This window comes from Foliimonas ilicis, from assembly GCF_039939195.1.
Classification (GTDB): domain Bacteria; phylum Pseudomonadota; class Alphaproteobacteria; order Rhizobiales; family Rhizobiaceae; genus Foliimonas; species Foliimonas ilicis.
Map to the genome: position 1 here is coordinate 244,184 of NZ_JBDUUH010000001.1, position 12,727 is coordinate 256,910.

General features: G+C 59.2%; 11 protein-coding genes. 1 reads left to right on the forward strand and 10 read right to left on the reverse strand.

Features of this window, described 5'->3' with window-relative positions; all coding sequences use genetic code 11:
- Positions 1 to 236 precede the first annotated feature (236 nt).
- Positions 237 to 1,301, forward strand: coding sequence for a class II fructose-bisphosphate aldolase (gene fba / locus ABFT80_RS01205; RefSeq protein WP_347970029.1), 1,065 nt, complete (start codon positions 237 to 239; stop codon positions 1,299 to 1,301).
- Between the two features lie 3 nt (positions 1,302 to 1,304).
- Here fba and ABFT80_RS01210 read toward each other — a convergent pair whose 3' ends face one another.
- From ABFT80_RS01210 to ABFT80_RS01255, 10 genes are all read right to left on the reverse strand, one after another.
- The gene (locus tag ABFT80_RS01210; RefSeq protein ID WP_347970809.1) at positions 1,305 to 2,243 is read right to left on the reverse strand and encodes a sugar phosphate isomerase/epimerase family protein; all 939 of its coding nucleotides are present in this window, start codon (positions 2,241 to 2,243) and stop codon (positions 1,305 to 1,307) included.
- Between the two features lies 1 nt (position 2,244).
- Complete coding sequence (locus ABFT80_RS01215; RefSeq protein ID WP_347970030.1) at positions 2,245 to 3,765, reverse strand: glycerol-3-phosphate dehydrogenase; 1,521 nt, start codon at positions 3,763 to 3,765, stop codon at positions 2,245 to 2,247.
- A 21-nt stretch (positions 3,766 to 3,786) separates the two neighbouring features.
- Complete coding sequence (locus ABFT80_RS01220; RefSeq protein WP_347970031.1) at positions 3,787 to 4,452, reverse strand: class II aldolase/adducin family protein; 666 nt, start codon at positions 4,450 to 4,452, stop codon at positions 3,787 to 3,789.
- Positions 4,453 to 4,460: 8 nt separating this feature from the next.
- On the reverse strand, positions 4,461 to 5,501 hold the full coding sequence (locus ABFT80_RS01225) for a 2-hydroxyacid dehydrogenase (protein WP_347970032.1): 1,041 nt from the start codon (positions 5,499 to 5,501) through the stop codon (positions 4,461 to 4,463).
- A 21-nt stretch (positions 5,502 to 5,522) separates the two neighbouring features.
- On the reverse strand, positions 5,523 to 7,076 hold the full coding sequence (locus ABFT80_RS01230) for an FGGY-family carbohydrate kinase (protein ID WP_347970033.1): 1,554 nt from the start codon (positions 7,074 to 7,076) through the stop codon (positions 5,523 to 5,525).
- Positions 7,076 to 8,200, reverse strand: coding sequence for an ABC transporter ATP-binding protein (locus ABFT80_RS01235; protein ID WP_347970034.1), 1,125 nt, complete (start codon positions 8,198 to 8,200; stop codon positions 7,076 to 7,078). The genes ABFT80_RS01230 and ABFT80_RS01235 overlap by 1 nt, the downstream gene beginning before the upstream one ends.
- Complete coding sequence (locus tag ABFT80_RS01240) at positions 8,197 to 9,315, reverse strand: ABC transporter ATP-binding protein (RefSeq protein ID WP_347970035.1); 1,119 nt, start codon at positions 9,313 to 9,315, stop codon at positions 8,197 to 8,199. The genes ABFT80_RS01235 and ABFT80_RS01240 overlap by 4 nt, the downstream gene beginning before the upstream one ends.
- A 3-nt stretch (positions 9,316 to 9,318) precedes the next feature.
- Positions 9,319 to 10,176: a carbohydrate ABC transporter permease gene (locus ABFT80_RS01245; protein WP_347970036.1), complete on the reverse strand. Its 858-nt coding sequence runs from the start codon at positions 10,174 to 10,176 to the stop codon at positions 9,319 to 9,321.
- A gap of 13 nt (positions 10,177 to 10,189) precedes the next feature.
- Positions 10,190 to 11,113: a carbohydrate ABC transporter permease gene (locus tag ABFT80_RS01250; RefSeq protein ID WP_347970037.1), complete on the reverse strand. Its 924-nt coding sequence runs from the start codon at positions 11,111 to 11,113 to the stop codon at positions 10,190 to 10,192.
- 142 nt (positions 11,114 to 11,255) lie between these two features.
- Positions 11,256 to 12,698, reverse strand: a complete 1,443-nt coding sequence (locus ABFT80_RS01255) for an ABC transporter substrate-binding protein (RefSeq protein ID WP_347970038.1) — start codon at positions 12,696 to 12,698, stop codon at positions 11,256 to 11,258.
- Positions 12,699 to 12,727 lie beyond the last annotated feature (29 nt).

A 12,727-nucleotide genomic window follows, 5' to 3' on the forward strand; every position in this document is an offset into this window, starting at 1 on the left:
CTCCTCGATTTTCTGCACGGCATTCGAAAGGATGCCACCTGGCCAAAGGCCTGTTTTGCCGACATATTTCAACATAATTTTTGTATGGTTTTGAGGCTAAAATCGCCCAAAGCGACCAAAACCCACATGGAAAAGTCATCTTGCCGTCGATAGAGGACGCTATCGCATATTGCAGGCCCGCCCTATCTTCCTTTAGGTGAGGGTCGAAAATCTGGATTGAACGGAAGGAATTTAATATGGCGCGTATCACCCTGAGGCAGTTGCTCGATCATGCCGCCGAGCATGGTTACGGCGTTCCGGCGTTCAACATCAACAATATGGAACAGGGTCTGGCGATCATGGTCGCCGCCGAAGCAACGCGTTCTCCGGTGATCCTTCAGGCAAGCCGCGGCGCGCGCGCCTATGCAAATGATGTCGTTCTGGCCAAGCTGATCGACGCGCTGGTCGAAATTCATCCAGACATTCCAGTCTGCATGCATCTCGACCACGGCAACAATGAAGCCACCTGCATGACCGCCATCCAGAACGGGTTCACCTCCGTCATGATGGACGGCTCGCTGATGGAAGACGGCAAGTCGCCTGCCGATTACGCATACAATGCAGGCATCACGCGCCGCGTGGTCGACATGGCCCATTGGGGCGGCGTCTCGGTCGAAGGCGAAATCGGCGTTCTGGGTTCGCTGGAAACCGGCGGCGGCGAGCAGGAAGACGGGCACGGCCTCGAAGGCGAAGTCAGCCACGACCAGCTTCTAACCGACCCTGAGCAGGCGGCACAGTTCGTGCGCGACACCAAGGTCGATGCGCTGGCAGTTGCAATGGGCACCAGCCACGGCGCTTACAAATTCAGCCGCAAGCCGGATGGCGACGTGCTTGCCATGAACGTCATCGAGGAAATCCACCGCCGCCTGCCGGATACGCATCTGGTGATGCACGGTTCGTCTTCCGTGCCGGAAGATTTGCAGGAGATCATCAACAAATATGGCGGCCAGATGAAGCCGACCTGGGGCGTTCCGGTCGAGGAAATCCAGCGCGGCATCAAGCATGGCGTTCGCAAAATCAACATCGACACCGACAACCGCATGGCGCTGACCGGCGCTATTCGCAAAGTGTTTGCGGAAAACCCATCCGAGTTCGATCCGCGCAAATATCTGAAGCCTGCGATGGAAGCGATGACCAAGCTCTGCAAGGACCGCTTCGAGCAGTTCGGCACGGCTGGCCATGCCGACAAGATTAAGCCGATTGCCGTTTCGGACATGGCAAAGCGCTACCGCGATGGCAGCCTCGATCCCAAGGTAAGCTGATCGCTATTTAAACGAAGAAAGATGCGCCCTGCCTGTCTCGAGGTGGGGCACCCAATAATCCACCGATTCACGGATCATCTCGACCACCAGATGATCCGTCGGTTCGCGCTCCCGGAACGACAATTCGAGACATATCTCATTGTCGGTTCCGCCACCGCGTTTCACAGCATCCAGAAGCTTTTCCGGCGTGATGCGACCGTCCTTGTTGTAGGCGGCAGTGAATGGCCAGTGCCCGCCCTTGTTCATCGACGATTGCTTGATGTGGATGATCGGCGACTGTTTGGGAAATGCCGCCGCCCACGCATAAGGATCAATGTCGGCGGGATCCGGCGATGTGACGTCTCCATGATCGATATCGACCATCATCTTCAATGGGATATCGAGCGGTGCCCTGTCGATGCGCGCCTGAAGAACGCGGCATGCTTCAATCGTGTGGCCGAATTCGCGACCGACCGACATTGGCTCCCAGAACAGGTAGGAAAGCCCCGCCGCCTTGCCATGCTCGGCAACTTCAGCCCAGCAATCCAGCGCAACATCCAGAAGCGCTTCGCGGCGCACTGGGTCGTCGTAATCGCGCTGCGTGAAAATCGCGAATTGCGTGCCCATTCCGGGCGCGCCGAGTTCGGCTGAAATGTCGGCAAAGGTTTTAAACCAATCGACATAATATCGGCGTACATCGCGGTCGGGATGGCCGAAATGATTGAGCCTTCCATAAGGCCCGGTCATGCCGGATGTGACGCGGACGCCGGTGCGGGCGAGCGCCTTATCGAACTGACGTATGAATTTCGTAATCGTCGCTGCCGGCCAGCCCGGATTGATGAATTCATGCGTGAGCTGGATATCGCGAATGCCGATGCGGCCGGCTATCGTGTCGATCAGATCGTCTGGGTCAGCGAAGCGATTGACCAGCGGATTGGTGTTCAGGGAAAGCGTGAAGCCCATCTTACAGCCCGACCGCCGCATGGCCGGTTTCGAACCACGCCTCGAAAGCTGCCCGTTCAGATTGCGTCAGATGCAGACCATGCTTGGTGCGCCGGTCGAGAATATCTTCGGCGGTTACGGCCCATTCCTCCTCGGCCAAAAACTCGGCCTCCTTCTGGTAGAAATCACCGCCGAAATGCATGCCGAGATCGGACAGGGAATTCGCCTTGTGAAGCAGTCCATGCGCACGCGTTCCGTAAAGACGCGCATAGTGAAGCGCCAGACTGTGCGGCAACCAGCCATAGGATTTCTTCAGCGAGGCGAGAAAAGCGTCAAAATCCGCGTTCTGAATATCGCCGCCGGGAAGATACGATTTCGCAGTCCATGCGCCTTTCATATGCGGGAAGAACCGGCTGACCTTTTCCAGCGCATGTTCGGAAAGCTTGCGGAATGTCGTGATCTTGCCGCCGAATACGGAAAGCAGCGGGGCCTGCCCCTCGTCATTGTCCAGCTCGAAAATATAGTCGCGGGTGACCGCGCTCGGATTGTCGGCATTGTCGTCATAGAGCGGACGAACGCCAGAAAAACTATGGATGACGTCCGCGCGTGTCAGGCCGTTTTTGAAATAGCGGTTCACGACGCGCAGCAGATAATCGATCTCGTTTTCGTCGGCGCGTACGTCTTCCGGCCTGCCCTCATAGGGAATGTCAGTCGTGCCGATAAGCGCCAGATCGCCCTCATAGGGATTGATGAAAATGACGCGCTTGTCGTCGTTCTGGACAAGATAGGCCTGCTTTCCTTCCCAGAATTTGCGCACGACGATATGGCTGCCCTTGACCAGCCGGACATTGCGGCGTGAGTTCTGCCCGGCAACGCGGCCGATGACATCGTTCACCCAAGGCCCCGCCGCATTGACCAGCAGGCGCGCGCGGGTCGTCTTTGTAAGACCGGTCAGCGTGTTGCGGATTTCGATCGACCAGAGGCCGTTTTCCCGTCTTGCGGAAACGCATTGCGTGCGGGTCAGAATGCGCGCGCCACGCTCTTGCGCGTCGAGCGCATTCAAAACGACGAGCCGCGCATCATCGACCCAGCAGTCGGAATATTCGAAACCCTTTTTGAACTCATCCTTGATCGGCGCACCTTCCGGCGCGCTGCGCAGATCAAGCGTGCGCGTGCCGGGCAGGCGTTTCCTGCCGCCCAGATTGTCGTAGAGAAACAGGCCTAGGCGGACCAGCCACGCCGGGCGATCATTCGGGCTGTGCGGCAGCACGAAGCGCATGGGCCAGATGATGTGAGGTGCTGCCTCCAGCAGGACTTCGCGCTCGATCAGCGCCTCGCGCACCAGCCGGAATTCGTAATATTCAAGATAGCGAAGACCGCCATGGACAAGCTTGCCGGAGCGCGAACTGGTGCCCTGCGCGAGATCGTCTTTCTCGCAGAGCATAACCGAAAGACCGCGGCCCGCAGCATCGCGCGCAATGCCTGCGCCATTCACACCGCCACCAATGATGAAGAGGTCGACTGTGTCGCTCTGGTCGATCATTTCGATACTCCGTGCGAGCGCTCAGCCCGCCTTCAGCTTGCGCGGCTGCTGGCCGTAGCTTGCGAAATCGCGCCGGACTTCGGCTATTTCCTCGTCGGACAGGATCACCGGCCCGCCGATCAGCAGCGCGTGATAATATTGTTTGGCGATCATTTCCAGCTCGACCGCAAGCCACATTGCGCGTTCGAGATTTGCACCGACCGTAATCATTCCGTGATTGGCAAGAAGGCAACCCTGCCTACCCTCAAGTGCTGCAATCGCTTCGTCCGACAGTTCCTTCGTGCCGTAACGCGCATATCCGGAGCAACGGATGTTGCTGCCACCGAACGCCGCGATCATATAGTGGCAGGCGGGAATGTCCTTGCGGGCAATCGCCAGGATCGTCGCGAAGGGCGAATGCGTGTGGACGACCGCGCCCGCATCTGGCCGCGCCTTCAAGATGTCGAGGTGGAAGCGCCATTCGACCGATGGTTTCAGCGGCCCTTCCCAAGAACCGTAGTCGCCTTCAAGCGGCATTGATGCAATGTCTTCCGGCTTCATCTGGCCATAGGGCGTGGAGCTCGGTGTGATCAGCATGTTGGACCCAGAACGCAGGCTGATATTGCCGGACGTGCCGTGGTTGAGACCGGATGTGTTCATCTGGATGCAATTGTCGATGATCGATTGCCGAAGCGCGATGTCTGTCATTTTCAGTCTCAGCAGGGATTGAGCGGCGGCTGACCGGCGATGAAGCGCCGGACTTCTTCCGCAGCCTGTTCGGCGGCAAAGGTGACGGTGCGGACGGAAGCACCAGCAATATGCGGCGTCAGTGTGACATTGGGCAATTGAAGCAGCGGCCAATCCACAGGCACCGGCTCGACCGCAAAAGTTTCAAGCATCGCGCCGCCGAGCTTCCCATCGACCAAAGCTTCGTAAAGCGCATCGTAATCGACCAGCGGGCCGCGCGCCGTGTTCACGAAAAGCGCGTCCGGCTTCATCATGGCAAGCGTCTCGCGGTTGATGATGTGGCGCGTTTCCTCGGTCACGCGCGAATGCAGCGTCACCACATCGGCGCGTTTCAGGAGATCGTCGAGCGCGACCAGCTCGACGCCGGAATTGCGGTCTTCGGCGCTGAGCTGGACATAGGGATCGGAGACGAGAATCTTGCAGCCGAAAGCCTTCAACAGCTTGACGACCTTCGTGCCGATATTGCCATAGCCGACAATGCCGACCGTCATCTCATTAAGCTCGCGACCTGTCCGGTCCGCGCGGTAGAGATCGCCGCGCCATTCGCCCGCACGCAGGGCTTCATGCCCGACACGGATGAGCCGTGTCTCAGCAAGGATCGCGCCGATGGTGAATTCTGCAACAGCGCTCGCGTTGCGGCCCGGCGTATTGACCACGGTGATGCCATTGCGCCTTGCAGCCGCCATGTCGATATTGACCGGACCGCCGCGCGACACCGCCACCAGCTTGAGGTTGGGCAGGCGCTTCATCATGCCTTCCGAAAGCGGGGAAAGCTGCGTGACGAAAATCTCGGAATCGCCGATGAAATCGACGACTTCATCCGGCTTGCCGAAATATTCCTTGAGCCCGTCCATGCCATCCACGGCGTAGCCATGTTCCATCGGCTCGTCGGGCCACGCCGTCTGCTGCGTTCGTATGTCCAGACCGTCGCCGCAGGCCTTTTCGATCTCCGCCTTGAAGACTTCCGGCAACATGAAACGGTCGCCTATGATGGTAATTTTCCTGCTCATCGTCCCGTTCTCATATCCGGCTCATATGTTCCTCGACGCTGCCATCGACCGCCAGACGGGTCGCAAAGCGGCGTTGGCCTGGGTGTATGCCGAGAAGTTGCGCGCATAGGTTTCGCCAAGCTCCGCATCTGGCTCCTCCGCTTCATCGAGCAGCGGCAAAACCCATTCGGCAACGCAATCATCCATCGACGAATATTGGCCGATGGAGATCGCGGCAATCATCGCTGCACCCGCAGCACCTGCTTCCTCGCGGCGATTGGTGCGAATTCTCGTCCCGATTGCCGCGGCCAGTATCTTGCGCAGTGCTGAACTGCGCGCGGCACCGCCGGTCAGGCGCACTTCATGCGGCACCGGACCCATTGCGGAGTAGCAATCGCGCGCTGCGAAAGCGAGGCCCTCGAAGACGGAGCGAACGAGATCGGCATAGCCATGGCGGCTCGATATGCCGATAAAGCCGGCGCGGGCATTCGCGTCAACGAATGGCCCGCGCTCGCCCGCCTCGGACACGAAGGGCTGATAGATCAATGAGGCGGGCTGGGAGGATGCGACCCACTCATTGACCATCGCGATCATGTCCACGGAGTTGCGGGCAATTCCCTGCGAAGCAAGGATGCCCGAGGCGAGACCGAGAACCCAGTCTATATTCAGCGTTGCAGCCATGTTCGACTGCATCTGCGCGACGACGCCGGGGATGGGCATCGTCATCGTATAGCCGGTCGACTCCGGGTTGAGGCGAACATCGTCAGGCGTGAATGCAAGGCGCATATGCATTCCCGTCGAACCGATGATCGAGCAGCCGGGCCGTTTTGTGCGGTCATAGAGACCGGCACCGAGCGACGTGCAGACCACATCGACATAGGCGAGAACAAGGGGCGTGCCTGCAAGCAAACCTGTGAGCGCTGCAGCTTCATCGGACAGCGCATCATGATGCGTCGTACCATCGACGACGGGCGGCAGAATGTGGCGGAGATCGCGAAGGTCCAGAATATCCACGACCTCCTCGGAGTATTCGCGCTTTCGGAAATCTCCGAAGCTGAACATGCCTTCGGACGGATCGGTGACGCGCTTGCCGGTCAATTTGAAATAAAGCCAATCCTTGCAGTGAAAGGCGGTAGCGGCGCGCGATGTCATTTCCGGGAAATGCCGCTTCATCCAGCCAAGTTGCGGGCCTTGCTGGCAGGCGGCAAGGCCGCTGCCGGTCTTCTCGAAACGGATGCGATCTTCCGGGCGGGCGCGATATTCCTCGACGAGCGGCGCAGCGCGCGCATCGAGCCAGAGCCAGCCCTTGCCGATCGATTTACCTTCGCTGTCGATCAGGAACGTGCCGTCGCCTTGGCCCGTCACCGAAATCGCGACGGTGCGTGCGGCGAGATCAGGCACCGCATCGGCAAGCTTGCGCAGCGTTTCGGCGGTATCGGCCCATGTGCGGTCCGGGTCCTGCTCGGCACCGCCACCGGCAATCGTGTCATATCTGTTCGGCAGTGCTGCCGATGCGATCTGTTTGCCAGAAAGATCGAAGGCGACCGACTTGATGACGGAGGTTCCCGCATCGATGCCGATAAGCACGTCACGCATCAGGCAAGCTCCGCGCCATGCGACAGCGCCTCGCCGCTCGCGCGGTCGAAGACGTGCAGGTTCTGCGGGTCGATGCCGATGCTGATCGGCTGCCCGAATTCCAGCCGCGTCCTGTCATGCTCGACCAGCACGATGGAGCCGCCTGCAAAATCGGCCGCGATATGCGTCTGGTCGCCCAGCCATTGATTGGCCGATACGGTGGCAGGCGCACCCGCCTTCACGCGATGAACCGCATAAGGCCGGATGCCGATGACGACGTTGCGCTGTTTCAGTAGCCGTTCGCGCACTTGCGTATCGAAGGCGCTTTCGTCGTAGGACAGCGAGACGTTTTCGGGCAGTCTCAAATTGAGCTTGCCGCCTTCCGCCTCGACAGAGGCATCGAAAACATTCATCGGCGGTTCGCCTACAAATGTGCCGGTAAAAAGATTCGCCGGCTTTTCCTTGATCATTTCGGGCGTATCGAATTGCTGGAGCACGCCGCCTTCCATCACCGCGATACGGTCTGCCAGCGCGTTCGCCTCCGTCTGATCGTGCGTGACCAGAATGGCGGTCAGTCCGCGTTCCTTGATGTAATGCTTGATGCGGCCGCGCAGCACCGCGCGAAGCTGCGGCTCAAGCTGCCCCATCGGCTCGTCCAGCAGATGCAGATCGGCACTGCGGATCAGCGCGCGGCCAAGGCTTGCCCGCTGCTGCTGGCCACCCGAAATCGAACTCGGATAACGCTCCAGAATATCCTCGATTTCCAGCAGCTTGGCGATTTCCGCGAGTTTTCGCTCGACCTCGCTTTTGGAAAGCTTCGCGGCTTTCAGCGCAAACGCCATGTTCTCGCGTACCGTTAGTGGCGGGTAGAGCGAATAGCCTTCGAAGGCCATGGCGACGTTGCGGCGGACGGGCGGAAGCTTCTGCACCTCGCGCCCGCGAAGCGAGATCGTGCCGCGTGACACCTCCTCGAAACCGGCGATCATCCGCAGGGTCGATGTCTTGCCACAACCGGACGAGCCAAGAAGCGCGATGATCTCACCCTTCTCGATTTCCATCGAAAGGTTTTGAACGGCGTGAACGCCCTTGTCGATCGGGCCGTAAAATTTATCGACTGCGGAAATGGTCAGCGCTTTGTTGCTCATGCCGCTTCTCCGCTGCGCAGGGGGATGGTGTTGCCAGCACCGATGCGTGCGCCGCTCGCCTTGTCGAACAAAAGCGCACTTTTGGCATCGACCGAGATATACGCCTTGCCCTCGGTCGGGCCGGGCGTACCTGCAGGCCGCGAGACCAGAATTTCGCGGTTTCTCAGAGTGCGAACGAGTGTCACCGTCTTTTCGTTGAGCGGCGTTTCCGCCTCGACCTCGACGGGAATTGCGCCCGGCTGCTTGGCATCGACGAAAGAGATGGCTTCTGGCCGCAGCCCAATCACGCATTCGCGCCCGACAACATCGGCCGCAGTCGCGGGCAGATAAATGCTGACATCAGATAGCGAGACATGGATGCCGCGCTCGTCCTTGAACGGTTTGACATCGAGCAGGTTGATCGTCGGATCGCCGAACAGCCGCGCGATTTCCATATCCGCCGGTTCGAGATAAATCTGCTCCGGCGTACCCATCTGGCGGATCGTGCCTTTCGACATGACCGCGATGCGATCTCCCAGCGCCATTGCTTCCTTGTAATCCTGCGTGACGTAAACCACGGTCGCACCTTGGTCAGCCAGAAGGCGCGGTAATTCCAGACGCATCTCGAAGCGCAGCTTCGCATCGACATTGCGCAACGGATCGTCGAGCAGGAGAAGCGGCGGCGAACCTGCCAGCGCGCGGGCCAGTGCGGTGCGCTGCTTCTGCCCGTTGGAAAGTGCGCGCGGCTTGTGGCTCAGAACATGGTCAATCTTCAAAAGCCGGGCGACGCTTTCGACGCCCGCCTTGACCGCGCTTTTTTCGGCTCTGCCTGCCACCAGCGCCGTCGCGATGTTGTCGTAAGCATTCATGTGCGGGAACAGCGCGAAGTTCTGGAACGCCATGCCGATGCCGCGATGCTCGGCCTCGACATCAGCCATGTCCTCACCGTCGATCAGTATTTGCCCCTGATCCGGATCGATAACGCCCGCCACCAAACGAAGCAGCACCGTCTTGCCTGCACCCGATGGCCCGAACAGGACAAGCGTTTCGCCATCGGCCACGCTCAGGGACAGATCGTCGAGCACCGTGTTGGTCTTGTAGCGTTTGACGATGTTGCGAAGTTCAAGGCTGGCCATGGATTATCCTTTCACCGCGCCGAGCGACAGACCTTCGACGAGGTAGCGTTGCGCATAAAGCGCGAGCGCCAGCGTCGGTGCTATCGAAAGCACGATGGCCGCCGAGATTTGCCCGTACTGGATGCCGGAGGATGTGATGAAGGCAAGCGCGCCGACCGTCACCGGCTGCTTGTCGGCGGAGGCCAGCACGAGCGCGAAGATGAAGTTGTTCCAGGCGAAGATGAAGGCGAGCAGGCCCGCCGCTGCAATGCCCGGACCGGCAAGCGGCAGGGCGATCTTGCGGAATGTCGCGAACCAGGAATGCCCGCCGATGCGATAGGCATATTCGATGTCGGCCGGAATATCCTCGAAATAGCCGCGCACGATCCAAAGGATCAACGGCAGGCAGATGAGCTGGTAGACCCAGATCAGGCCGAAATAAGTGTTCGAAAGGCCGATCTGCTGGAAGTAGAGCGTCAGCGGCAGAAGTACCAGAAGCGGCGGCGCGAAGCGGAAAGACAGAAGCGTGAAAGCGATGTCTTCCGAGCCTTTGAACTTATGCCGCGCGAATGCGTAAGCCGCCGGGACGCCGAGCAGAAGGGCGACCGCAACGGACGAGACCGACAAGAACACCGAGTTGCCTAGATTGCGCATAAAGGCGATGTCGAGTGTGCCTGCTGCGGTCGTCAGCTTGCCCGTTATCAGCGCCTGATAATTCTGCAGGGTCGGCTCGAAAATGATGGTCGGCGGAATGCGCAGGATCGTTTCGTTGGTCTGAAACGACATCATCAGGATCCAGAAAATCGGGAACATGAAGAAGATGACGACCAACGTGAGCGCGATGGCGCGGAGGATGCGTTCCAGTGGAGATGTATGTTCCATGTCTTGGCCCTCCTTACGCTTCGCCACGGGCGCGTTCGCGCAGCCGCAACCAGTTCTTGATGAAAATGTTGGAGAGAAAATAGGTGATCGCCCACAGAATGATCATCAAAGCCGCCGAGCGCCCGACATTGGTCGATTGGAAGAAGTTCAGATAGGCCTCGACCTGAAAGACAGTCAGCGTGTCGCCCGGCCCGCCCTGCGTCATCGCGTAGATGATGTCGAATTGCTGGATCGAATCGAGCAGGCGGAAAAGGGTCGCGGTCAGAATGTAGGGCGTCAGCATCGGCAATGTGATGCGGAAGAACACGAAGGTTCTCGGCACGCCGTCGAGTGCCGCCGCCTCGAATGGCTGCGTCGGCAGGCTTCGAAGCCCGGCCAGAAGCAGGATCATGATGAAGGGCGTGTAGACCCAGACATCGACCAGAACGACGGTGAAAAGAGCGGTGCTTGGCGAAGACGCCCAGCGGAAATCCTGCAGGCCGACAAGCGTCGCGAAATAGCTCAAAATGCCGAAGCCGGGATTGGTCATCAGCTTCCACATCAGCGCGGCAAGTGCCGGCGCCGTCATCAGCGGCATCAGAAGCATGATCGAGATGAAATTGTTGACCGTCGAGCGCTTCTGAAGAAGCAGCGCAATGGCAAGGCCGAGCAGAAGTTCGACGACGACCGTTATGCCTGCATAGAGAAGCGAGACTTTCAGCGTGTTCCAGAAACTCGGGTCGCTGAAGAAGTTCAGGTAGTTTTCACCCCAATTGAACTGGCGCGCCCAAGGCTGGCTCAAGCGATAACGCTGGAACGAGTAAACAACCGCCGTGAAGAACGGTATCAGAATGGCAATGCAGACCAGCAAAGCCGGAAGGCTCAGCACATAGGGCAGCATCCGCTTGCTTATCCTGAAGCGGGAAGCGTTCTGTCGTCTTGCGATCGTGGCGGTCATCGCCTGCTCCAATGGGCTTCGCCCGCAGACCTCGCGCAGGGCGCAATGTCTTCAAAGGCGTGTCGCCATCCGTACGGACGGCCAAGTTGACTGCGAGTGCGGAAATCCGCCGCAAAAGCGCGGCGGATTTCCTGCGCGCTGTTTAGCCGAGACCGGCTTCCTTGAGCTGCCGGTTGATGCTTTCGGCAAGCTTGTCGAGGCCCTCGTCCACCGGCACTTCCTTGGCAACCATTTTCTGCAAGGTCGCGGCCCACTCGGTCGTGACGTCGAAGAAAAGCGGTTGCGGCGTGAACTTGATGCTGGCGCCCGCGGCCGACGCATCGAACATCTCGACATAGCCGGGATATTTCGTGTTCAGCTTTTCGCGGAAGCTCTCGTCCTTCCAGATCGTCTGGCGAACCGGATCGACGAAGTCCATCTTGGTTGCGCCGAACAATGCATGCTCGGGGCCGGATGCCCATTGCAGGAAGTACCAGGTCGCGTCCCGGTCCTTCGTGAAGTTGGACATGGCAAGCGACCAGATCCAGATATTCGGCGTGGATTCCGTCGCTTCGGGGTTGGCGGCGAAGGCGGCATAGGCAAGCTGGCCCGCCATCTTGTTGTCGCCACCATTCATGAAGTAGCCGAGGCAATCGGCGTCGTAGATCATCGCCGAAGCGCCTGCACCCAGATCCGCGCCGACCTGATACCAGGTGTAGGTCGACCAGTCGCGCGGGCCGCTTTCCTGAATCATCTGCACGAACTTTGCGTGATATGCCTTGGAACCCGCCGTGTTCATCGCAGCGGCAAGCTTGCCATCTTCGGTGACGGTCAGATCCTTTTCATTGAAGTTCGCATAGCCGGACAGGAAGCCCGGATGGATCGTCGCCCAGGAACGCGATCCGCGAACGCCGATGCCGTAAATGCCTCCGACATCTTTCTGGAGTTTCGCCGACACGTCGATCATGTCGTCGAGGTTCTTCGGCGTTTCGACGCCTGCCTTTTCGAACATCGCCTTGTTGTAGGTGATGTTGTTCTGCTCGAACGCCCACGGAATGCACCATTGCTTGGCGTCTTCCGAACCCAGCGCGCCGCCGGGCTGGCCGTTCCATGCGCAGGAATTTTTCACGCCCGGCAGGAAGTCGTCCCATGCATAATTGGGATTGGTCTTGGCGGGGTCGTTGATGAATTCGTTGAGATCGACGATCCAGCCTGCGGGGCCATAAGTCCATGTCATATATGCGCCGGTCATGAAGGCATCATATTCGGACGAGCCGGACGAAAGTGCAGCCGTCACCTTGTCGAAATAGACGTCTTCCGGGAAGACGTCATAGACGACGTTCATGCCGGTCAGTTCCTTGAAGGCGTCGAGATTGGCGATCATGGCGTCGGCATAAGGATGCTTGTTCAAAAGCAGCTTCAGCGTTTTGCCTTCATGCGCCTTCCAGTCGAAATCGGCGGCGAGCGCGCGCGTCGCGCCGAGGTTCAGAAGCGTGCCTGCCGTGCCAGCGGCCAGACCCATTGCGCCGAGACCTTTAATGAGGCCGCGACGGTCCACCTGCCCGCGCAAGAATGCGCCAATCAGGTCGTTTTCTTTGTCATACATTGCGTTCTCCTCCACAGTGTAGTCGTTGA